Below are 21914 nucleotides of genomic sequence, written 5' to 3'. Positions count from 1 at the left end.
CCCCCCCCCAGGTCGCAACGCACACAAATATCAACGTCGCTCCTGATTCCTTGGCCAGCTCAAACTGAAACACGCCCCGCCCAGGCTTTTACTCTTGCCGACCAAGGCGCGCCCGTCATGCCAATGGATGATCCGCCGCACGATCGACAACCCCAGCCCATGCCCACCCGAAGCACGGGTGCGACTGTCGTCCAGGCGCAGGAATGGCGTGAAGATTTTTTCCCACGCCGACTCCGGCACACCCGGCCCGTCATCTTCGATATCCACCCGACAACGTTGCTGCCCGACCTGGTAACTGATGGTCACCCGTGATTGCGCGTGACGCATGGCGTTGGTCACCAGGTTCTGGATCGCCCGGTGCAGGTAGCGCGGTTCGGCCTCGACCCAGGCGTCGTCGCAATCGGCGGCCGACAGGCACAAGCCCCGTTGCACCGTGACCTGTGCACGCAAGGGCGCGAGTTCCTCGATCACTTGATTGACCAAGGCGTCCAGATCGATACGCTGAAAATTCAGCGCCGGCGAACCCTGCTCCAGCCGTGCGTACGTCAGCATCTCGTCCACCAAGCGGTCGAGATCCTCGATGTCGTTGTCCATGCCCTGACAGTATTTTTCCAGGGCTTGCGGCGTGGTGGCCGAGCCGATCATTTCCAGGCCAAAACGCAGGCGCGCCACCGGCGTGCGCAACTCGTGGGATACCGCGCGCACCAGTTCACGCTGGATCGCGAGCAACTGTTGCAAGTGCTCGGCCATCCCGTTGAATGCCGACGCCAGGCGCCCCACGGAGTCGGCACCGCGGGTCGGCACACGGGTTTCCAGACTGCCCTGGGCGATGCGCGTCGCGGCGGCTTCGAGGCCCCGCAAGCGCCGCTCCAGTTGGCGAACCAGCAGGTAGACAATCAAACCGATCAGCGTCAACCCGAGGGCGGCAATCAGCACCAGCCACTCAGGCGGATAAGGATTCATCTGATACAACGGACCGATTTCCAGGACCCACGGCGTGCCGACCATGCCGGCGAACACGCGGATCGAGTCGCCGCCCTTGCCCAGCGCCATCACGGTGTCCCCCTCGGACACCCGGCGGCTCTGGTCCTCGTCCATGTCCGCTTCATCCACCGTGACCAGCCGCAGGTCGAAGCCGAACCCCTTGCTTTCCTTCAATTGCGCCAGGCGCATGGGCTGATCGGCTACCGGGGTGCGCACCAGTTCATCGGTCAACAGGTAGATGGTCGCCCGGGCCAGTTGTTCGCTGATCTGCTGCACTTCCCCGGTGAGCATCAACTGTTCCTTGTCGCTGACCAGCTTGTATACCTTCGCCGCATGCGGGCCGATCTGTTCGACCAATGCCTGGCCGCGTAACACACGAGTGCGCTGGGTCAGGTCAAGGTCGGTTTCGGCAAAGGTTTTCAGCCCCAGCGGAATCCCCAGCAGCCGTTCCCACACCAGCAAGGCCCGGTGGCGCTCGGTCTGGTTCATCGGTTGCAAGTTGTCGGCCATCAGCGAAAACGTGCCGTGGGCCAGACGCTCGCGGTACTGCTCGCTGCGAACCTGGTTGAGCAGATGCAAGGCCAGCACGCCCAGCACCGCCACCAGAATCAGCGCGGCGCACATGCCGCCATAGATGCGCAGGAAGATTGAATTCACAGGGACGGGTCTACGCAGGCTTCGGGCACGAACAGATAGCCTTTGCTACGCACGGTTTTGATCAGGCGCGGGTGCTCCGGGTCGTCGCCGATCTTGGGGCGGATGCGCGAAATGCGCACGTCGATGGAACGGTCCTGACCGTCATAACCGATGCCCCGCAACGCGGTGAAGATTTCTTCCCGGGACAGGATGCGCCCGGCATTGGCCACCAGCAGCCAGAGCAAGTCGAACTCTGCGCTGGTCAGTTCGATGCCGTTGCCCTGCAACCAGGCCTCGCGCAAAGCGTTATCCACGATCAGTGGACCGAACTGCAGGCGCCGTTGTTTTTCCGGGATTGCCTCAGGGGTTTCGCTGCGTCGCAATAGAGCCTGGATACGCGCCAGCAACAGGCGCGGGCGCACCGGTTTGCACACATAGTCATCGGCACCCAGGTCCAGGCCAAGGATCTGGTCGGTGTCATCGGTGCGGGCGGTGAGCATCAGGATCGGACCGTCATACCGGGCGCGGACCTTGCGACAAATGCTCAGACCGTCTTCACCCGGGAGCATCAGGTCGAGGATCACCAGGTCCGGCTGCTCATTGATGATGCGTGCCGCGGCCAGTGCGCCATCACCTTCGATTGAAACACGCAGGCCATTGGCCTCCAGGTAATCGCGGGTCAGTTCGGCCAGTCGCTGGTCGTCCTCCACAATCAATACCTGCCAGGCTTCTTGTTCCACGGTGACCTCTGCTTGCCAAAAACACTAATAAGGAAGGATCCGCCCGTCTTTTTGTAATGATTGGGGAGGATAAAACGCTGTACATGCTGGCCGATTGTATAAACGCCACCCGCCGAGAACACAAGCGGGCAAATGCGTTCGGACAACGGGCTCTTTTGTGATAGGGTTCGCGCCCTTAAAAATCAGAACGACTGTTTTCGATCATTGAAAACCAGTGAAAAACAGTCCGCTCCAGCTAGGTCGCGGCCTACACGCCCGTTCGCTCTTTCACACACAATTTACGCACAGGTTTATCCACAGGTAGTACGTTGCAACCCCCTCCAAAACGCATTATCTTGTACCTCGGCGCTAAAAAAACCCTACATGTAGGGTTTTAGCTTAAAAGCCCAACCACATTTCAGACCACAAACTCAAGCGCTTTTATTGCCAGTTTATGGTTGAACCAAGCACGTTTTTACAAGCCCAAACCGCGTGCGCGGAGGGCACCGTTTTTTCTGGCCAGAAGGGTCAAAACGGTACGGGTGTTGCAGTCATCACTGACACCCCAGAAAGGAATCCGGCCTCGAGCCCAGGCTCGCGGCCAAAGACTTCGGCAAGGAAGCGGCATCATTAGCCTTTTTCCTACTGTCCCGAAGTTGTTATGCCCGGCCCCACGCCGGTTGTAGTGCTTCAGGACAGAACGGTGGGCACCGTGATGGTGCCCAAACAAACATAGAGAATGTGGAGACACTCCCCCATGCAAACCGACACAACTCGCGAGAACCCGCAGGGTACCTTGCCGCAGGCCGCCGATTCGAATTCGGATCTGTCCGCCACCGCGCCAGGTCAGCTGCGTGTGATCAAGCGTAACGGCACTGTCGTTCCTTACACCGATGACAAGATCACCGTCGCCATCACCAAAGCGTTCCTCGCAGTTGAAGGCGGCACCGCTGCTGCCTCGTCGCGAATCCATGACACCGTGGCCCGCCTGACCGAACAGGTCACCGCGACCTTCAAGCGTCGCATGCCATCGGGTGGGACCATCCACATCGAAGAAATCCAGGACCAGGTCGAACTGGCCCTGATGCGTGCCGGTGAGCAGAAAGTCGCCCGCGACTACGTGATCTACCGTGACGCCCGCTCCAAGGAACGTGCCGTTCGCACCACCGAGGAGCCGGTACAAGCGCACCCGTCGATCCGCATCACCCGTGCCGACGGCAGCCTGGCGCCGCTGGACATGGGCCGCCTGAACACCATCGTCACCGAAGCGTGCGAAGGCCTGGAAGAAGTCGACGGCGACCTGATCCAGCGCGAAACCCTGAAGAACCTGTACGACGGCGTGGCCCTGACCGACGTCAACACCGCCCTGGTGATGACCGCCCGTACCCTGGTCGAGCGTGAGCCGAACTACTCGTTCGTCACCGCCCGCCTGCTGATGGACACCCTGCGTGCCGAAGGCCTGGGCTTCCTCGGCGTCGCCGAAAGCGCAACCCACCACGAGATGGTCGACCTGTACGCCAAGGCCCTGCCTGCCTACATCGCCAAGGGTATCGAATTCGAATTGCTGAACCCTGTGCTGGCCTCCTTCGACCTGGAAAAACTGGGCAAGGCGATCAACCACGAGCGCGACCAGCAGTTCACCTACCTGGGCCTGCAAACCTTGTACGACCGTTACTTCATCCACAAGGATGGCGTGCGTTTCGAACTGCCGCAGATCTTCTTCATGCGCGTGGCCATGGGCCTGGCGATCGAAGAGAAACAGAAAGAAGACCGTGCGATCGAGTTCTACAACCTGTTGTCGTCCTTCGACTACATGTCCTCGACCCCGACCCTGTTCAACGCCGGTACCCTGCGTCCACAGCTGTCGAGCTGCTACCTGACCACCGTGCCGGATGACCTGTCGGGCATCTACCACGCGATCCACGACAACGCCATGCTGTCGAAATTCGCTGGCGGCCTGGGTAACGACTGGACTCCGGTCCGTGCACTGGGCTCTTACATCAAGGGCACCAACGGCAAATCCCAGGGCGTCGTGCCGTTCCTCAAAGTAGTGAACGACACCGCCGTAGCCGTTAACCAGGGTGGCAAGCGCAAGGGCGCTGTGTGTGCCTACCTGGAAACCTGGCACATGGACATCGAAGAGTTCATCGAACTGCGCAAGAACACCGGTGATGATCGTCGTCGTACCCACGACATGAACACCGCCAACTGGATCCCTGACCTGTTCATGAAGCGCGTCTTCGATGACGGCAAGTGGACCCTGTTCTCGCCATCGGAAGTTCCGGACCTGCACGACCTGACCGGCAAGGCCTTCGAAGAGCGCTACGAGTACTACGAAGCCCTGACCGAGTACCCGGGCAAGGTCAAGCTGTTCAAGACCATCCAGGCCAAAGACCTGTGGCGTAAAATGCTGTCCATGCTGTTCGAAACCGGCCACCCATGGCTGACCTTCAAAGACCCGTGCAACCTGCGTAGCCCGCAGCAGCACGTGGGCGTGGTCCACAGCTCGAACCTGTGCACCGAGATCACCTTGAACACCAACAAGGACGAGATCGCCGTTTGCAACCTGGGCTCGATCAACCTGCCGAACCACATCGTCGACGGCAAGCTGGACACCGCCAAGCTGCAACGCACCGTGAACACCGCCGTGCGCATGCTCGACAACGTGATCGACATCAACTACTACTCGGTGCCGCAAGCGAAGAACTCGAACTTCCGCCACCGTCCGGTCGGACTGGGCATCATGGGCTTCCAGGACGCTTTGTACCTGCAGCACATCCCTTACGGTTCCGACGCTGCCGTCGAGTTCGCCGACAAGTCGATGGAAGCTGTCAGCTACTACGCGATCCAGGCATCCTGCGACCTGGCTGACGAGCGCGGTGCCTACGAGACGTTCCAGGGTTCGCTGTGGTCCAAAGGCATCCTGCCGCTGGATTCGCAACAGATCCTGATCGAAGCCCGTGGCCAGAAGTACATCGATGTCGACCTGAACGAATCCCTGGACTGGGCACCGGTTCGCGCTCGTGTACAGAAAGGCATTCGTAACTCCAACATCATGGCCATCGCACCGACCGCGACCATCGCCAACATCACCGGCGTATCGCAGTCGATCGAACCGACCTACCAGAACCTGTATGTGAAATCGAACCTGTCGGGCGAATTCACCGTGATCAACCCGTACCTGGTTCGCGACCTCAAGGCTCGCGGTCTGTGGGACTCGGTCATGATCAACGACCTGAAGTACTACGACGGTTCGGTTCAGCAGATCGAGCGCATCCCGCAAGAACTCAAAGAGCTCTATGCAACCGCGTTCGAAGTGGACACCAAGTGGATCGTTGACGCGGCCAGCCGTCGTCAGAAGTGGATCGACCAGGCCCAGTCGCTGAACCTGTACATCGCAGGCGCTTCGGGCAAGAAGCTCGACGTGACCTACCGCATGGCCTGGTACCGTGGCCTGAAAACCACTTACTACCTCCGTGCCCTGGCCGCGACCAGCACCGAGAAGTCGACCATCAACACCGGCAAGCTGAACGCTGTTTCCAGCGGCGGCAACCACGGTGACGACTCGGTCCTGGCAGCTCCTGCAGGTCCTGCTCCGGTACCGAAGGCTTGCGCCATCGACGAGCCGGATTGCGAAGCTTGCCAATAAGCTGAGCCGGTAAGCGCTGCAAAGCGCCTACCTGAAACCCCCGATCAGCCTCTGGCTGGTCGGGGGTTTTCTTTTGCCCCAGGGAAAGTGGTTACCGGCGTGACGCCTTCGCGGGCAAGCCACGCTCCCACAGGTTTTGCAGCGCGCCCGCTAACGAAAACCGACACAAAACCTGTGGGAGCGTGGCTTGCCCGCGAAGAGGCCATCGGCGACAACACAAAATCCCGGTGCCTGATAAAAACCCATAAAAAAACCCCTCTCTCGAGGGGCTTCCTTATGCAGCATCAACCAACATCAAGTCATCTGAATGATGGTCTGCATGATGGTGCTCTGGGTGGAGATGGTCTTGGCGTTCGCCTGGTAGTTGCTCTGCGCCTTGATCAGGTCAACCAGTTCGTTGGTCAGGTTGACGTTGGACTCTTCCAGGGAATTGGACTGGATCGAACCCAGGCTGCCGGTTTGCGGCGCATCATAACCAGGAATGCCCGAGACGTAGGTTTCCTTCCAGCTGGTGCCGCCTACTGGTTGCAGACCCTGTTCGTTGGCGAAGCTGGCCAGTGAAATCTGGCCGATCGGCTTGGTCTGGTTGTTGCTGAAGTTGGCCAGCAGCACTCCGCTGCCGTCGATGGTCAGGTTGGTGATCTGGCCGGTGGCGTAGCCATTCTGCGCCGGGATCGAACGAGCGGTATCGGCGTTGAACTGCGTGGTGTTGCTCATGGAAATGCTCAACCCTGCCGGGTCGGCGGCTGCGCCGTTGGCGGCCCAGACGCCGGCGGTCACGGTGCCTGGTACCCAACCGTTGATCTTGAGATCGCTGCCGATAACTGGCGCAGGTGCCGGCACGGTCGGTGGAACGGTTGGTGGCACCGGGGTGCTGACCGAAACCAGTTTGCCAGACGTATCGAACGTCATGGTCGAAGGAACCGGGTCGACCGCAGTTGGGCCAGTCGGCGCGCTGCCATCCGGGTTGCGACCATCGATCAGCGTGTAGGTATCCCAAGTGTTGGGACCGGTTTTCACCATGTATTGATCCATGGTGTGCTGGTTACCCTGAGTGTCGAAAATCGGGGTGCTGAACTGCTTGGTGAAGGTTTGCGTCTTGGTCGGATCAAACTGGTTGGAAACAACGGCCTGATCAATGATCGGCGCCGTGGAGTTCAAGTTGATCGTCGAGGAGACACTGGTGGTGGCTTTTGGCGCCAGGTTGGAGGTGTCGAGGCGCAAGTCGGTCAACACGCCATTGACGATCTTGCCATCGGCATCCACACCGTAACCTTGCAGACGCGAGGTGCCATCGGTGTTGGTGACGAAACCTTCCTTGTCGACCTTGAAGGTACCGGCACGGGTATAGGACAGCGAGCCGCTGTTGTTCAATACGAAGAAGCCGGAGCCGTTGATGCCCATGTCCAGCACGTTACCGGTGTTGTTGATGTCACCCTGGGTAAACTGCTGGGAAACGTTGGCCAGACGCACGCCGTTGCCGACGGTCTTGCTGCCTGTACCCAGGCGAGTCACCGAGTACACGTCTTCGAACTCTGCACGGGACGATTTGAAACCGGTGGTGGCGACGTTGGCGATGTTGTTGCCGGTCACGTCCAGTTGTTTGTTGGCTGCATAGAGACCGCTAAGGCCGATATTGAAAGACATAATCCACTCCTTGTGCCGTGTTAGTCGGCTCTACATACCAATGGTTTGTACTTTGGACAGGGCAATGCTGCCCAGCCCGGCCAGATTAAGCATCAACTCACCGCCGGTCTGGCTGATGGTCACGCTGTTGACGGTGGCTGGCAGGTTGGTGATCAGCGCTACCGACTGGCCATCAATGGTGCTCGTCGCCCCGAAGGTATAAGTGCCGGCAGGTACCGTCTCACCCGCATCGTTCTTGCCATCCCAGATGAAGCTGGCATTGCCGGCTTTCTGCGCGCCCAGATCGATGGTGCGTACGGTAGTGCCGGTGGAGTCGGTGATTTTCAAGGTGGCCGAGGCCACCGATGCCGGTACCACTACCGTGCCGCTGAGGCTCTTGGTGGTATCGACCACCGCCTTGTCGCCAGGGGCAATGACCGAACGGCCCACCAGCGACGAAGCCTGCAATGCCTGGGACGAGTTGTAGTTGCTGGCCAGACCGGTCACGGTGTCATTGAGCGTGGTGATGCCTTCCAGACTGCTGAACTGGGCCAGTTGAGCGACGAACTCGCCGTTGTCCTGGGGCTCCAGCGGGTTCTGGTTTTTCAGCTGCGTCACCAACAATTGCAGGAACGCATCCTTGCCCAGGGCTTTCTTGCCCGTGGCGCTGCCGGTAGCTGCCCCCAGACCGTCCTGCGTGGTAGTGGCCTTGACCGAGGAGTTGGCCAGGATGTCATTGAGGCTCAAACCACCGGTGGAATCGGTAACACTCATCTGAGTCGCCCCTTATCACTGACCGAGGGTCAGGACTTTCTGCATCATGGTTTTGGCGGTGTTCATCATTTCGGCGTTGGTCTGGAACGAACGGCTCGCGGAAATCATGTCGGCCATTTCTTCCACCACGTTGACGTTCGGGTAGTAGACGTAGCCCTTGGCATCGGCCGCCGGGTGATTCGGCTCGTAGCGCGCCTCAAGATTGCTCTGGTCTTCGACCACACCCAGCACCTGTACGCCTTGACCGGCCGCATCCTGGTTCTGGAACAGCGAATTACTGCCACCGCTCTGGCCACCCTGGAACATGGTGGCGAATACCGGATGACGTGCGCGATAGGTCTGGTCGATGCTCGACGAGACGGTCTCGGCGTTGGCGATGTTCGAAGCGACGGTGTTCAAGCGAGTGGTCTGGGCACTCATGCCGCTACCGGCAATGTTGAAAACACTGGATAGAGACATGGCTTACTCTCCGCGCAGGGCTGACATCAGCCCTTTGAATTTACTGTTGAGCAGGGTGAAGCTGGCCTGGAAGCCAACTGCGTTTTCCGCGTAGTTCGACTGTTCAATCTGGGCGTCCACGGTGTTCTGGTCGATCGACGGTTGCATCGGCGTGCGATACATCAGCGACCCGTCACCATTGCCCAGGCCCTCGGCTTCGATATGACGGCTGTTGGTCATGTTCAGGGCGAAGGTGCCGTTTTTGGTTTTCTCGTTCTGCTCGGCGAGCACTTTCGAAAAATCCAGATCCCGAGCCTTGTAGTTCGGGGTATCGGCGTTGGTGATGTTGTTGGCCAGGACCTCGGCACGCTGGGCGCGAAAGCCCAGGGCTTGTTCGTGGATACCGAGCGCTTTATCGAAGCTGATGCTCATGTCGGGAAACCTTTGGGTGACCTGATTTTTCGTACGTTGAAGTTAGCAAGCCTCATGCCAATTCAAACAAGCCCGTAAACCGGGGCTTTGCGAGCAGCGGCAAGGTGGCAATGCCAGAAAAGCGGCAACGGTTTTCCGGCGCATGCCGCTTTTCTGCCGCCTGACTCGGTGTGGAGAACAACACTGACCTTGTGGGAGCGGGCTTGCTCGCGAAAGCGGTGTATCAATCAACGTTGATGGCGACTGGCAGGACGCCTTCGCGAGCAAGCCCGCTCCCACTTTTGGATCGAAGCGACACTGAAGTAATCATCAAGCATAAAAAAACGGGAGCCCCTGAGGACTCCCGTTCGTTGATGACGCCGACAACATCACTTGGCCTGGTAAATGATACCCGGGCTGCACTGCACCATCTGGTAATGGTCCGGCAAACCGTTCAGCGCTTCGGACGCACCAAGGAACAGGTAACCGCCCGGCTTCAACGTGCTGTGAATACGCAACAGGATGTCCTTCTTCACCTCGGCGGAGAAGTAGATCAGCACGTTGCGGCAGAACACGATGTCGAACTTGCCCAGGCTTGCGTAGCTGTCCAGCAGGTTGAACGAACGAAACTCCACCCGGCTCTTGATCGGCGCCTTGATTGCCCAGCGCCCCGGCCCCTTGGGGTCGAAATAACGCTGCAGGCGCTCGGGTGAAAGACCACGACCAATGGCGAGACTGTCGTACTCGCCGGTCTTGCAGTTGTTCAACATGGTGCCGGACAGGTCGGTGGCAACAATCTGCACCCCCATGCGCAACTGGCCCAGGTTGATACGTTCAAACTCGTCGATCGCCATCGACAGCGAATAGGGTTCCTGCCCCGACGAGCAAGCCGCCGACCAGATACGCAGGCGCTGGCCGGGGCTGGCCTTGATCGCTTCGGGCAGTACCTTGTTCTTCAACACCTCAAACGGATAAGTGTCACGAAACCACAGGGTTTCGTTGGTGGTCATGGCGTCTACCACCTGCTCACGCAAACCGCTGCGTGGCTGGGTTTGCATGCGCTGGACCAACTCACCCAGAGACTTGATGCCTTGCTGCTCCATCAGCTTGTTGAGACGACTGGAGACCAGGTACTGCTTGTTTTCACCGAGCAAAATGCCACAGGCTTTTTCCAGGAAAACCCGGAACTGTTCGAAATCCAAATTACCCGTAGACAATGATGTCCGCCTCTAAAATCGTGTTGACCGCCAGGAGCAACGAGCCCCTAGCTGAAGTCTGCTGCTTTGATCCGGTCGACTACCCGGGATGCCAGGTCATCAGGGCGAAATTTGGCCAGGAAGTCATCGGCACCGACCTTCTTGACCATCGCCTCATTGAAAACACCCGACAACGAAGTGTGCAGGATGATATGCAGATTCTGCATGCGCGGGTCGTTGCGGATCTCGGCCGTCAGGGTGTACCCATCCATCTCCGGCATCTCGATGTCGGAGATCATCATCAGGAACTCGTCCCCCGGTTTCTTGCCTTCATCGACCAGCTTGCGCAGGTAATCCAGTGCCTGGCGCCCGTCATTGAGCGCTACGACTTCTACGCCGACCGTTTGCAGGCATCGCGTGACCTGCTTGCGCGCCACGGACGAGTCGTCGACCGTCAGTACACGCAAGGACAACGCCTTGTGCTGGGTTTCAACATCCACTACGCCAACCGAAATCACCTCAGAAGTAGGCGCCACCTCCGCCAGCACTTTCTCGACGTCGATGATTTCGACCAACTGGTTGTCGACCCGTGTCACCGCCGTCAGGTAGTGATCGCGACCGGTGCCCTTGGGTGGCGGATGGATCTCCTCCCAGTTCATGTTGACGATGCGCTCCACCGAGCGCACCAGGAAACCCTGGGTCTTGGTGTTGTACTCCGTGATGATCACGAAAGGATTGTTCTTGTCCTTCAGAGCACCAGAGCCGGTTGCCATCGCCAGATCAAGGATCGGGATGGTCGCCCCGCGAATATTTGCCACACCGCACACCACAGGACTGGATTTTGGCATCAACGTCAGTTTGGGGCATTGCAGCACCTCCCGAACCTTGAATACGTTGATTCCATACAGCTGCTGACCGTCGAGACGAAACAACAACAGCTCAAGGCGATTCTGCCCCACCAGTTGCGTGCGCTGGTTCACCGAATCCATTACACCAGCCATGCCCAGACTCCTACACCAACGCCAAGTGTTGTTGCGACGCACCTTCATCACTAAACGGCACGGCGCTTGCTTTTTTATCTGTCATGAACACAGAACCGACATTTTTTCGACACCTGACCACGCCCTGCCGCAAATTATTCGGCGTGCTCGCGGCCGTTTGCCTGTTCAACGCTGGCAGCCCTGCCCTTGCTGACGCGGTTACCTTGCCTGACATGCTTATCGGCGTCACCCAGGGGTTTCTTGAATTCACCGTAGAAGACTATCTGGCTACCAGTCAAACCGAAGGTCGCTACGAGATACAGGTCAACCAGCTCGATCCGCGACTGCGCATGCCCATGTGTGACAAGGAATTGACAGCGTCACTCGAAAGCCCGGCCAAGCCACTGGGGCGCGTCACGGTCAAGGTCCGTTGTGAGGGCGCCACCCCCTGGACCGTCTTCGTACCCGCTCAAGTACGCCTGTTCCGCGATGTCGTGACCGTCGCCCGGCCATTGCGCCGCGCAGCCATCGTCGAGCCTGAAGACGTGATCCTGCGCGAACGCGACATCAGCTCGATCAACCAGGGCTACCTGACTTCCCTGGACCAGGCGATCGGGCAGCGACTGACCCGACCAATGGTCGCAGACCAGTTGATTACCCTGGTGCATATCGAACAGGCGGAAGTCATACGCAAGGGCGATCAGGTCGTGATTACCGCCCGCAGTGGCACGCTCAGTGTGCGAATGCCCGGCGAAGCCCTTTCAAACGGCGGCCTGAGCGAACAGATACGGGTGAAAAACCTGAACTCTCAACGGGTTATCAAGGCGCAGGTGACCGCGCCCGGGCAGGTGGAGGTATTCATGTAGGGAGTTGATTTGGCGATGTTCTGTGCCCATCAAGCGCCTGGATTGCGAAAACATGGCGCTGGCCCCAGCGGTTCCCTAAACTGTGCCCTATGCACGGCAAGCGTTGACGCGCGCAGACTCATTGATAAATGAGCCTAAAGTTTTCCAGGGTATGGCCGAAAACAGGGCAAGCGTCCAAATTCCCAGAGGTTTTATCATGGTCATCGATTTCAGCCGTTTGAACAGCTCCTCGTCCCCTACGGGCAGTACACGTACCAGCGCCGCCAGGGAAACTGCCGAAGCCGGCAAATCCGCGCCGCTGGAATCCGCGGCCGAACAGGCCGGTACCGTCAAAAGCGGGGAATCGGTACATTTCAGCGAAGAGGCTCAGCAGTTGCAGAAGGTCACTGACAAGCTGCGCGATCAGCCTGCCGTCGACAAAGCCCGCGTGGCCGAGTTGAAAGCAGCGATTGCCGATGGCAGCTATAAAGTCGACAGCAACCGCGTAGCCAGCAAACTGCTCAACTTCGAAGCCCAGCGCTAGGCCCCGGCCGGCGCCAGGCTTTTGGACGCTTAAAACCCAAGGCCCGCCATGCACGACACTCATTTACTGCAACTGATTACCGACGACTTTGCACCGACGCAACATCTGCTGGAGTTGCTGCAGACCGAATCGCTTGCCTTGCATGGCCGCGACATGCCATTGCTCGAGGACATTCTGGCGCAGAAACAGGCCCTGATCGTCTTGCTTGAACAGCATGGCCGCAAGCGCAGTGAAATACTCTCCAGCCTCAATCTGCCGACCAGCCGCCAGGGTCTGGAGCAGTTGGCCAGCCAATCAAGCATTGGCGAACAGTTGCTGGCGCAAAGTGACGCGCTGACCGATCTACTCGCGCAATGCCAGGCCATCAACGCCAACAACGGCAAGTCGATCCTGACCCAGCAAATGGCCACGGCCACCCAGTTGAAAATCCTCAATGGCGGTGAAACCCCGGCGCTTTACGACGCCAGCGGCACTTTCTCCAAGCTTGCCAAGCCTCGCGCACTCAGTCAGGCCTAGCTCCACGTTGAGCCCGCTCTATCACTACGCGCAACATACTGGCAAAATGATAGCCAGCCGTAGTCAAATTTGCCTGGAGATTGATTAGCCGTGTCAAATGCCCTAAATGTGGATGATTCCCCGCAGCCACCCAAGGTGCTCTCCACGCCTCTGGAAATCTCCAGCAACCTGCGCCAGTTACTTGAAAGCCACGACCCCCTGATCATCACCTTTCATGAACGCAGCCAGCGCTTCCAGAGCTATCTGGTTGATCTGGACCGTGAAGGCGGCATGATTGCGCTGGACGAAATGGTCCCTCGCGATGGCGAACGTTACTTGCTCGCCGGCGAGCCGTTCAAGGTCGAAGGCTTCCACGAAGGCGTGCGCATTGCCTGGGAAAGCAATGGCCGGTTGAGCATCGATGAGTCCGCTGGCGGTCGCTGCTATCGCGGCACCCTGCCGGATGAAGTGGTCTACCACCAGCGTCGCAATGCGTTCCGGGCGGCGTTGAAGCTGGCGCAACTGGTAGACGTAAACCTGGACGGCGAGAAGCTCAAGACAGCCTATCCCGGCAAGCTGCTGGATATCTCCGCGACTGGCTGCAAGCTGCGTTTCGAAGGCGACATTACTGGCAGCCTGCAACTGGGTCAGGTTTATGACCGATTCAACGCCGAGTTGCCCTTTGGCAAAATGACGGCACCGGTCGAGCTGCGTTACCTGCACTTCGAAGAAAAGATCTCCACCACCTTCGCCGGCATTCGTTTCCACAACATGAGCGGGCTGGTGCAGCGTCAGGTCGAGCGGTTCGTCTACCAGCTGCAACGCGAAGCGCGCCGCTTCGACAAAGACGACATCTGATTCAACGCTTCATGAAAAACGGGCAGTCCCTGGCGGTGACTGCCCGTTTTTTATGCATCGCGATTACGGCCTGGCCTCGGTGAAGCTTTGCTCACGCCCCGAGTCCGGGTCTTCTGGCGGTGGGTCCGATTCCGGCTTTGTTTCGGTTTCGGTTTCGGTTTCGGTTTCGGTTTCGGTTTCGGTTTCAGCGTCCGGCTCCGAACTCACCGGATTGCACATCTGATCCTGCACCACCTGTTCATCGACCCGCGGATCAAGCGCCGCCACCAGAGGCGAACTCGACATGCTGTCCGGCATGGCCACGTGATGCAGCGGCGCGTCGTCCACCTGGTGCAGGTTGGTCACCGCTTTCGGACGGATCCGCCATACCAGTATCAAGGCAAAGAAACTGAAGAACGCATACAGCATCTGGCTGCCGAACAGCTTCATCAGCACGCCGGCCACCAATGGCCCGATACTGGCGCCGACACCATAGGTCACCAGCAGCATAGCCGTCAGTGACACCCGGCGATCGCCTTCGACGTGGTCGTTGGAAAACGCCACTGCCAACGGGTACAGGCAGAACTGCACCAGCGAACAGAGGAAGCCGGCAATGAACAGTACCTCCAGCGGCACCTGCGGCATGATCGCCAGGGGCAATGCAGCCAGCGCCAGACTGAAGGCAAAACTGCGGATCAACAGCGCCCGGTCGTAACGATCGGACAACCAGCCCAACGGCCACTGCACCAGCAAGCCGGCAAAAATACAGCTACCCATGAACAGACCGACCTGTTCCGTGGACAGCCCTTGCTGCGAGGCATACAACGGTGCCAGACCGTAGAACGAACCGACGATCAGACCCGCCCCCAGCACTGTACTCAACGACTGCGGCACACGCTTGATAAAGAACCGCGGCTCCATCGGCGCCGGGTGCAACGGGGCCGGGTGAATCCGCCGGGTCAGGGCCACCGGCACCAGGCACAGGGCAAAGCACAGCGCGACCAGCATCAGCAGCTCCAGGCCCAGGCTCGGATGCATGACCAGAATCAGTTGACCCAGCACCAGGCCCAGGTACGACGCGATCATATAACCACTAAACACCAGGCCGCGTTGCTTGGCATCGGCCTGTTCGTTCAGCCAGCTCTCAATGACCATGTACTGACACATCATGCCCAGGCCGACGATCACCCGCAGGAACAGCCAGGCGGGCAGCCAGTCGATCAGGCCATGACCAAGCACCGCCGCACCGACGATCCCGGCACAGGCCGAATAGGCACGAATATGCCCGACCCGGGCAATCAGGCGGTGGCCGATCTTGCCGCCCAGCACCAGGCCGAAATAATTGGCGGCCATCAACGCACCGACCCACAGGCTGTCGACATTGTCTGCGGCCAGGCGCAGGCCCAGGTAAGTACTCAGCAGGCCCGAGCCGATCAACATCATCAGCGAGGCGAAATAAAGGCCTCGAAAGGACTTCCAGATTTGGCGCAACGAGCGACTCCTTGCAGTGAAGTTCGGGCTACCGCTAAACGATAGCCCATGTCGACAGATCGTCAGGCCTGGGCCGCTAAAACACGCCGCTCCCAGGGAGTAATTTCATCGAGGAAACTGGACAGTTCCATAGTCTTCGAGGCGATGTAGCCTTCGATGAACTCCGTGCCGAGCAGTTCCTTGGCCAACTGGCTACCTTTCAGACGCTCAAGCGCCGCATGTAAGGTACAGGGTAATGAAAGATTATCCGGTACCTCGAATTCACCCTGGCTGGCCTCGCTCGGCTCCAACTGGTTCTCGATACCATGCAACCCCGCCGCCAGGCTCGCGGCAATGGCCAGGTACGGATTGGCATCAGCCCCAGGCAAGCGGTTCTCGACCCGACGCGCGACAGGCGCACTGGCCGGGATACGCAAACCGGCCGCCCGGTTATCGTGGGACCAGCAGGCATTGTTCGGTGAAGCGTAGGGATGGCACAAGCGCTGATAGGAGTTTACGTTGGGTGCAAACAACGCGGTGAAATCCGCCATGCAGGCCTGCTGACCGGCGATGAAATGGCGGAAAGTCGCGGTCTCCAGCCCGGCGTCGTCACTGAATACATTACGTGTGCTGGCGATTTCGACGATGCTCTGGTGAATGTGCATCGAGCTGCCCGGCGTATGTGCCAGCGGCTTGGCCATGCAAACCGCCGTCAGGCCATGCTTGAGCGCGACTTCCTTGAGCAGGTGCTTGAACAGGAAGGTTTGGTCGGCCAGCAGCAACGGATCGCCATGCAACAGATTGATCTCGAACTGGCTGACCCCCATCTCATGCATGCAGGTATCGCGAGGTAACCCAAGGGCTGCCATGGACTCGTAGACTTCGTTGAAGAACGGCCGCAAGCCGTTATTGGAACTGACGCTGAATGCCGACTGCCCGTCCTCGCGACGACCGTCCAGGCCCAACGGCGGCTGGAACGCCTGATTCGGATCGGGATTGGGCGCGAACACGAAGAACTCTACTTCGGTGGCCACCACCGGTGCCAGACCACGGGCCGTATAGCGCGCGATCACCGCTTTGAGCAGGCTGCGGGTGGAAAGACCGGAGCCAGAACCGTCCAACTCATCTGCATCACAGATAGCCAGGGCTCTTGCCGGCTTGCTCCAGGGCAAGCGGTGGATTTGCGCCGGGTCCGCAACCAGCGCCAGGTCGCCATCATCGCTGCCGTAAAAACGTGCCGGTGGATACCCGCCCATCATGCATTGCAGCAGCACACCACGCGCCAACTGCAACCTGCGCCCCGCCAGAAATCCCTCTGCGGTCATGACCTTGCCCCGCGGTACGCCATTGAGATCCGGCGTGACACATTCAATCTCATCAATGCCCGTCAATCGCTGCGCGAGTGAATTCAGGCCAACGGTCGTCATGACGCTATCCTTGTTATTGTGCGAGCCGCGAACGGCGACCGTACAAAATAGGCTCCACGTGTTCGGAATATCAAGCAGCGCTAAACAAAAAAAACAACTTACCGCAGCTGCCGCAGGCTGCTTCTACAGGGTCAGGGCAGGTAGAGTCTGAACACACCGCCGCCCAAAGGGCCGCCATTGTTGATTTCAGTGCGCCCGGCGACGCCATTGCGCTGATGCAATGCGGCAATTCGCCCGGCAAAGTACAGACCCAACCCGGTACTGCCGCTGCTTTGATTGATGCCCTGCACATAATCGGCCTGATGCTCGATCATCTGCGCCGGATACCCTTCGCCATCGTCGTTGACGGTCAGCACCAGTTGCCCGGCCTCGTCGCTGACACTGATCAAGATGGCGTGACGTGCATAACGAACGGCGTTGTTAATGCAGTTGGCCAGCACTGACGCGACCAGTTCGCGGTCGAAGAAACCCAACGGACTCAAGGGGTCCACGTCATAACTGACGACGATCGCGCGGCTGGCGAACACGTCATGGTGGCCGGCCAGTTGCGCCTCGATGAAATCGTCCAGCTCATGGTAGGCCGGTTGCAATGGCAGTTGGTTGACACCGAGTTTGTACAGCCCCAATAGCTGCACCAGCATGTCGTTGAGGTGGGCGAACTCGAAGTCGATAACGCCCTGCTCCGGCGCCTTCCGTACAGGCTCGGGCAAGCGCGACAGCCATTGGCTATGGGCCTGCATCAGCATGGCCAGCGAGTTTTTCATGTCGTGGACGGTCGACGCGATCACCGTGGAGAAATCGAGGGATTGCTGTTCGTCGTTCATGCGCCAAACGCCTTGCTCTTAAGCTTCTCGTAGCGCGCGTATCGCGCGTCGGTGTCGGGCATCAGGCCAACCATTTTCAGGCACTTGCGGCACTCTTCCATCTCCGCCGAGGCCACGCGGGTATCGGCGCCATGCAACAGTGACTGGGCCATATTCAGAGCGATACTGATGTTCTTCGGTTGCAGCGCCAGGGCTTTGCGGAACACCTGCCGAGCCTCGACCAGGTTACCAGTCTTGTACACGCGCACACCCTGACGGTTGAGCTCGGCGGCATCGTTTCCGGAGTTGAGAATAGTCGGATCATCGGTCTGCTTGGCGATGTCCTTCATGACCGCAGGGTCGTCGCCGTAGATTTCCACGCAGTTTTTCAGCATTGCGGTACCGGCCTCGGTCTGCCCGAGCATTTTCAACTGTTTGGCTACCAACAGCGCTGCCTCGGCGCTCATGAACTGTTCCATGCCATCGAGGCGCAGCAACGCCTGCTCGGTGAGCTTGTCAGCGGTCTCCGCGTCGTTGAGCAATAGACTGGTAGCCTTCATCAAGCGCGCACGAATTTGCAGGCCCGGGTCGCTGGGGTTTTCTTTGACTACGGCACTCAGGGTTGTATTGATTTCCAGGCGGGTGCGGGTATCCAGGCCCCTTTCGCTGCCTTTACTGATCAAGGCGTGGGCCAGGCCAAGGTTGCTCTCGGCATCCTTGAAGCGTGATTGCGCGCCTTGGGTCACGGCCTGGCGATAGGCTCGGGAGGCCGTATCGAAATCCTCGTTGGCCATCGCCAATTTACCCAGCAACGCCTGACGGCGCACCGCCAGCGGCGACAGCCGAATCGCTTCCTCCAGCACTTGCTGAGCAGCTCTGGTGTCCCCTTCGGCGACCAACACGTCAGCCATACCGTCGTAAAGCGCCGGCATCATCGGAAATACTTTCAGGCCTTTCTCATAAGTGCTCTTGGCCTGCGAGACGTGCCCGCGCTTGAATTGCAGTTGGCCCAACCCGGCATAGGCCCAAGGCAACGGCCGATCGGCAATGATGCTGTCGTAAAGACGCTGCAGCGCCTCGTGCTGATTCAAATCACGCAGGGCATCGGCGCGATAGCGCAGGCACAACGGCGAGTAGCGGATGTCCTGCTTGCACAGGGCAATGCAAGCGTTGAGCACTTCCATCGGCTTGCCGCGATCCAGCGCCTGCAGGATCGGCTTGAGCAGGGTCTTGCGCTGCTCCAGGCGTTCCAGGCGCTGGGCCAGGCTGGAGCGGGTGAAGGGCTTGGTCAGATACGCATCCGGTTCATGCTCCAGGGCGCTGAGTACCATGGCCTGGCTGGTCTCGGCGGTCACCATCACGAACACAGCTTCATGGCTGATCAGCTTCTCGACCATCAGGTCTTCAAGCACCTGCTGACCGTTCTTCTTGCCATCGCCGAGATGGAAATCCTGCAGGATGAAATCGTATGGCTTCTGCGAACACATCCGCAGCGCTTGCTCACCGGTGTCGGCCGTGTCCACGTCCTTGACGCCCAGCTCCCGCAACATCGACCGGATGGAACTGCGGAAGTCGGAGAAATCATCGACGATCAGAAAACGCTTTTGGTGATACGACAGCATCGAAGACTTCCAGGCAATTTAAGAAGAACAAGCAACGACAATCCGTGGACGAGCGCAGCTTCGCCGGCCCTTGGTTATACGTGCTGATGATGGATGGTAGCATTGAGCCATCAGCAGCCCTAGACACACGGATTTTGCCAAGGGACCAGGAAAGTCCCTGACTTCCCGGTTTATCGGCCAGCAGTGGCAATCCCTTGAGAACTTCTCCTCAAGCGCCATCAAATAATTGAATAGGCAATTGAGCCAGTATCGGCATGCTTGTTCAGTGGATGCCGCTGTATCGGGATCAGTCGCCAGCGACGCTACCTGCTTTCATTTCAGTGAAATCGGAGCAGGCGGTGCAATCAAACTGCTTTAAGAAGCTGCATTTAGCGCCTTGGCCTACTGCCGCAAGCGATACGCCAGAATCGCACTCTGGAGGGCGGTAAATTCACGCGGCCGGAAAAGCCAGGCGTACGATTTTTCCGAGCTCACCAAGTTCCCGGTAAACGGCCCGGATCAGTTTATGAGTGTGTATTTCAGTACAGTCTGGCTTCTCTTTTAAACACCCCTGCTTTGTTGAATCTACAGGAAACATTAAAATCATAGATCAAACAAATTCCCACTGCAATTATTACAGAAGTATACGAAGGCATTGTGAGCAATTGATATTGATCCTATATTCCATGAGTGGATCGAGCTAATCGCCGCTCTACACAAATGAAAGTACTAGCAAGAGTCACCACTAAAGCTCAGCAAGGAATATTTTCATGCGGAAATATAATACTGTATTAAAGGGCTTGCTTTTCGCTGGATTAATCAGCCCACTCACAAGCTACGGACTGCAGATGGAAGCTAAGTCCGACGCTCAAGCGTTGGCTTCATCTCCTCAATGGTTGACAACCAAAGTCTATATAGAAGGAACGCCGGAAGTAGACGTAAAGGAGAAATATCCAGGTGTTGTTGGGATATCAATGTGGGATCCAGAGCGCAATCGCTATGAGTTTTTTTATACCGATACTGGGCGATCAAAATACGAGAATGGCGGCGGCGGTTACTTCATGGTTACCGGCGATAAAAAAACCCATATTCTAGTCCCGGACAAGGGAACCGTTAGAACGGTGGTCAGGAGATTGGAAGCGCTGAATGACGAAGAGTTTACCTACTCACGAACGGTGCCTCGCGACATGGAAGAAACCAACCCCCCTGTCCGAATTTTTGTGGTCCATGAACCTTACAAAGGTCCCATAAAAACCTCAATGTCACAATAAATATACCAGCATTATATAGATTACATGCTGCCAAGCATCCGCCTCTAATAATGCGATATTGAGATAGCATTCATGAATGCCTAACAATAAAAAGGTGCAATATGACCATTACACTTAAAGCTGTATTAGCGTCTACTCTGCTATTGGCAGGAATATACTCGGTGAGCGCCAATGCCCAACCCTCGGCCCCACTGGTCGCCAAAGAAGCTAGTGCCACACCAGACAATGCACTTATGTTGACTGTCTTCCTGAAGCACGATCAATCACGACCATTAGGGGAGCTGAAAGCGCAACTCGCCAAACAAGAATTTTACAAAGTATTTCCCCCCGCTGGTGTAGAGGTCATCAGTTGGAATATAACCATGGGTATAGGTCAGGTCATCGTTCTACGGTTACCTGCTTCGCGCCTCGCAGCGGTAAACCTTGCACTGGAAAACACCGCTTGGGGAAGTTACCGGACCGAGTTTTTTCCTACGTATGATTTCAAAGCAATAGCCTTGGCAGAACAAAATAAAGCACGAGAAACTAACTCTACGCAGTAGTTTTAAAATGGGTGCAAAGCATCTCAAGCGTCCTGAGGTGCTTGCATCCTTATTAGTGGTTTGTCATTTCTGTCATTCGCGAGCATCTGCACCGGCGTGCAGATCCACGTACACCACGTTGCGTTCAAGTACGCCTTCGCGCAGCGCATCGATTCGTGGCTGCAATTGCACGCCACAACGTCGACCCAACTGGCCTGCGTTGAATGAGGAGTCGCAAGACTCGCCCGCCCCAAGACCTGCTCCTGGCGATACAGCGGTAAGCGATCGGCGTATTTCGCGATCATCATCCGGGCCTGCAGCCGGCAGTCGAGATGCCTTTGTGGATAACCTGCGCCGGAACTGGCGTTTGGATCAATTCATGTGTGTAGGCGCGAGCTTGCTCGCGAAGAACGTCAACGATTACGCGGGCTGTCTGGGTCCCCGTGGTGCCCTGGCGTTCTTCGTCGGAACGCCGCCCGGAGACTGCTCGCTCCTACAGGAAATCAGGGGACCGCGTTCAAGGTTTTTAAAGCACAAAAACAAAACCCCTACCTGCATAAGCAGATAGGGGTTTCGGAATTTAATCTTGACGATGACCTACTCTCACATGGGGAAACCCCACACTACCATCGGCGATGCATCGTTTCACTGCTGAGTTCGGGATGGGATCAGGTGGTTCCAATGCTC

The 21914-nt window shown here is 58.0% G+C and carries 20 protein-coding genes and 1 rRNA gene; 7 read left to right on the top strand and 14 right to left on the bottom strand.

Annotated elements, in window-relative coordinates; all coding sequences use genetic code 11:
• Positions 1-30: 30 nt before the first annotated feature.
• Together KW839_RS23480 and KW839_RS23475 are read right to left on the bottom strand one after the other, a co-directional pair.
• Positions 31-1641 carry an ATP-binding protein gene (locus tag KW839_RS23480; RefSeq protein ID WP_060540777.1) on the bottom strand — a complete coding sequence of 537 codons (1611 nt, stop codon included), beginning with the start codon at positions 1639-1641 and terminating at the stop codon, positions 31-33.
• On the bottom strand, positions 1638-2360 hold the full coding sequence (locus tag KW839_RS23475) for a winged helix-turn-helix domain-containing protein (protein WP_060540778.1): 723 nt from the start codon (positions 2358-2360) through the stop codon (positions 1638-1640). Before KW839_RS23475 ends, KW839_RS23480 begins: the two co-directional genes overlap by 4 nt.
• Before the next feature lie 736 nt (positions 2361-3096).
• Here KW839_RS23475 and KW839_RS23470 point away from each other — a divergent pair.
• A complete protein-coding gene (locus KW839_RS23470) occupies positions 3097-5988 on the top strand; it encodes a ribonucleoside-diphosphate reductase subunit alpha (RefSeq protein WP_060540779.1) in 2892 nt (963 codons plus the stop codon).
• Positions 5989-6282: 294 nt separating this feature from the next.
• Here KW839_RS23470 and flgE read toward each other — a convergent pair whose 3' ends face one another.
• The 6 genes from flgE to KW839_RS23440 all read right to left on the bottom strand — a co-directional run bounded on the left by flgE (position 6283) and on the right by KW839_RS23440 (position 11434).
• Positions 6283-7635 (bottom strand): flagellar hook protein FlgE, encoded by a 1353-nt coding sequence (gene flgE / locus KW839_RS23465; protein ID WP_218425638.1) that lies wholly within the window; start codon positions 7633-7635, stop codon positions 6283-6285.
• Between the two features lie 30 nt (positions 7636-7665).
• A complete protein-coding gene (flgD, locus tag KW839_RS23460; RefSeq protein ID WP_060540781.1) occupies positions 7666-8388 on the bottom strand; it encodes a flagellar hook assembly protein FlgD in 723 nt (240 codons plus the stop codon).
• A 15-nt stretch (positions 8389-8403) separates the two neighbouring features.
• Entirely contained in the window at positions 8404-8847 is a 444-nt protein-coding gene (gene flgC / locus KW839_RS23455) for a flagellar basal body rod protein FlgC (RefSeq protein ID WP_054593596.1), read from the bottom strand.
• A gap of 3 nt (positions 8848-8850) precedes the next feature.
• A complete protein-coding gene (gene flgB / locus KW839_RS23450) occupies positions 8851-9258 on the bottom strand; it encodes a flagellar basal body rod protein FlgB (protein ID WP_218425637.1) in 408 nt (135 codons plus the stop codon).
• Between the two features lie 368 nt (positions 9259-9626).
• Complete coding sequence (gene cheR / locus KW839_RS23445; RefSeq protein WP_060540783.1) at positions 9627-10454, bottom strand: protein-glutamate O-methyltransferase CheR; 828 nt, start codon at positions 10452-10454, stop codon at positions 9627-9629.
• Positions 10455-10501: 47 nt separating this feature from the next.
• Positions 10502-11434 carry a chemotaxis protein CheV gene (locus KW839_RS23440; RefSeq protein WP_060540784.1) on the bottom strand — a complete coding sequence of 311 codons (933 nt, stop codon included), beginning with the start codon at positions 11432-11434 and terminating at the stop codon, positions 10502-10504.
• Between the two features lie 83 nt (positions 11435-11517).
• Here KW839_RS23440 and flgA point away from each other — a divergent pair, with 83 nt between their 5' ends.
• From flgA to KW839_RS23420, 4 genes are all read left to right on the top strand, one after another.
• On the top strand, positions 11518-12279 hold the full coding sequence (gene flgA, locus KW839_RS23435) for a flagellar basal body P-ring formation chaperone FlgA (RefSeq protein ID WP_060540785.1): 762 nt from the start codon (positions 11518-11520) through the stop codon (positions 12277-12279).
• 196 nt (positions 12280-12475) lie between these two features.
• Complete coding sequence (flgM, locus tag KW839_RS23430; protein WP_060540786.1) at positions 12476-12802, top strand: flagellar biosynthesis anti-sigma factor FlgM; 327 nt, start codon at positions 12476-12478, stop codon at positions 12800-12802.
• Between the two features lie 48 nt (positions 12803-12850).
• Entirely contained in the window at positions 12851-13318 is a 468-nt protein-coding gene (locus KW839_RS23425) for a flagella synthesis protein FlgN (RefSeq protein WP_060540787.1), read from the top strand.
• A 90-nt stretch (positions 13319-13408) separates the two neighbouring features.
• A complete protein-coding gene (locus KW839_RS23420; RefSeq protein WP_060540788.1) occupies positions 13409-14155 on the top strand; it encodes a flagellar brake protein in 747 nt (248 codons plus the stop codon).
• A gap of 63 nt (positions 14156-14218) precedes the next feature.
• Here KW839_RS23420 and KW839_RS23415 read toward each other — a convergent pair whose 3' ends face one another.
• The 4 genes from KW839_RS23415 to KW839_RS23400 form a co-directional block, all read right to left on the bottom strand.
• Positions 14219-15625: an MFS transporter gene (locus KW839_RS23415; protein ID WP_218425636.1), complete on the bottom strand. Its 1407-nt coding sequence runs from the start codon at positions 15623-15625 to the stop codon at positions 14219-14221.
• A 62-nt stretch (positions 15626-15687) separates the two neighbouring features.
• Positions 15688-16929, bottom strand: a complete 1242-nt coding sequence (locus KW839_RS23410) for a glutamine synthetase family protein (RefSeq protein ID WP_177336954.1) — start codon at positions 16927-16929, stop codon at positions 15688-15690.
• 233 nt (positions 16930-17162) lie between these two features.
• Positions 17163-17855, bottom strand: coding sequence for a sensor histidine kinase KdpD (locus KW839_RS23405; RefSeq protein ID WP_060540791.1), 693 nt, complete (start codon positions 17853-17855; stop codon positions 17163-17165).
• Positions 17852-19456 (bottom strand): tetratricopeptide repeat-containing response regulator, encoded by a 1605-nt coding sequence (locus KW839_RS23400; protein ID WP_060540792.1) that lies wholly within the window; start codon positions 19454-19456, stop codon positions 17852-17854. The genes KW839_RS23405 and KW839_RS23400 overlap by 4 nt, the downstream gene beginning before the upstream one ends.
• Before the next feature lie 749 nt (positions 19457-20205).
• Here KW839_RS23400 and KW839_RS23395 point away from each other — a divergent pair.
• Both KW839_RS23395 and KW839_RS23390 read left to right on the top strand, forming a co-directional pair.
• The gene (locus KW839_RS23395) at positions 20206-20706 is read left to right on the top strand and encodes a DUF4822 domain-containing protein (RefSeq protein ID WP_218425635.1); all 501 of its coding nucleotides are present in this window, start codon (positions 20206-20208) and stop codon (positions 20704-20706) included.
• Positions 20707-20807: 101 nt separating this feature from the next.
• Positions 20808-21248, top strand: a complete 441-nt coding sequence (locus KW839_RS23390) for a hypothetical protein (protein ID WP_060540794.1) — start codon at positions 20808-20810, stop codon at positions 21246-21248.
• Between the two features lie 23 nt (positions 21249-21271).
• Here the strand turns inward: KW839_RS23390 and KW839_RS23385 are convergent, their stop codons facing one another.
• Both KW839_RS23385 and rrf read right to left on the bottom strand, forming a co-directional pair.
• Positions 21272-21532, bottom strand: coding sequence for a transposase (locus KW839_RS23385; protein ID WP_371318104.1), 261 nt, complete (start codon positions 21530-21532; stop codon positions 21272-21274).
• A 279-nt stretch (positions 21533-21811) separates the two neighbouring features.
• Positions 21812-21914 (bottom strand): 5S ribosomal RNA (gene rrf / locus KW839_RS23380); the annotation flags it as partial.

This window comes from Pseudomonas sp. PDM31, from assembly GCF_019218965.1.
In the GTDB taxonomy this organism is placed as follows: domain Bacteria; phylum Pseudomonadota; class Gammaproteobacteria; order Pseudomonadales; family Pseudomonadaceae; genus Aquipseudomonas.
Note: the sequence above shows the minus strand (reverse complement) of the source record. Positions and strands in the feature narration are given on the sequence as shown.

Coding starts and splice junctions, on each gene's coding strand:
- KW839_RS23470 (WP_060540779.1), top strand. CDS start 3,097: ATGCAAACCGACACAACTCGCGAGAACCCGCAGGGTACCTTGCCGCAG.
- flgE (WP_218425638.1), bottom strand. CDS start 7,635: ATGTCTTTCAATATCGGCCTTAGCGGTCTCTATGCAGCCAACAAACAA.
- flgD (WP_060540781.1), bottom strand. CDS start 8,388: ATGAGTGTTACCGATTCCACCGGTGGTTTGAGCCTCAATGACATCCTG.
- flgC (WP_054593596.1), bottom strand. CDS start 8,847: ATGTCTCTATCCAGTGTTTTCAACATTGCCGGTAGCGGCATGAGTGCC.
- flgB (WP_218425637.1), bottom strand. CDS start 9,258: ATGAGCATCAGCTTCGATAAAGCGCTCGGTATCCACGAACAAGCCCTG.
- KW839_RS23440 (WP_060540784.1), bottom strand. CDS start 11,434: ATGGCTGGTGTAATGGATTCGGTGAACCAGCGCACGCAACTGGTGGGG.
- flgA (WP_060540785.1), top strand. CDS start 11,518: ATGAACACAGAACCGACATTTTTTCGACACCTGACCACGCCCTGCCGC.
- flgM (WP_060540786.1), top strand. CDS start 12,476: ATGGTCATCGATTTCAGCCGTTTGAACAGCTCCTCGTCCCCTACGGGC.
- KW839_RS23425 (WP_060540787.1), top strand. CDS start 12,851: ATGCACGACACTCATTTACTGCAACTGATTACCGACGACTTTGCACCG.
- KW839_RS23410 (WP_177336954.1), bottom strand. CDS start 16,929: ATGACCGCAGAGGGATTTCTGGCGGGGCGCAGGTTGCAGTTGGCGCGT.
- KW839_RS23405 (WP_060540791.1), bottom strand. CDS start 17,855: ATGAACGACGAACAGCAATCCCTCGATTTCTCCACGGTGATCGCGTCG.
- KW839_RS23400 (WP_060540792.1), bottom strand. CDS start 19,456: ATGCTGTCGTATCACCAAAAGCGTTTTCTGATCGTCGATGATTTCTCC.
- KW839_RS23395 (WP_218425635.1), top strand. CDS start 20,206: ATGCGGAAATATAATACTGTATTAAAGGGCTTGCTTTTCGCTGGATTA.
- KW839_RS23390 (WP_060540794.1), top strand. CDS start 20,808: ATGACCATTACACTTAAAGCTGTATTAGCGTCTACTCTGCTATTGGCA.
- KW839_RS23385 (WP_371318104.1), bottom strand. CDS start 21,532: ATGATCGCGAAATACGCCGATCGCTTACCGCTGTATCGCCAGGAGCAG.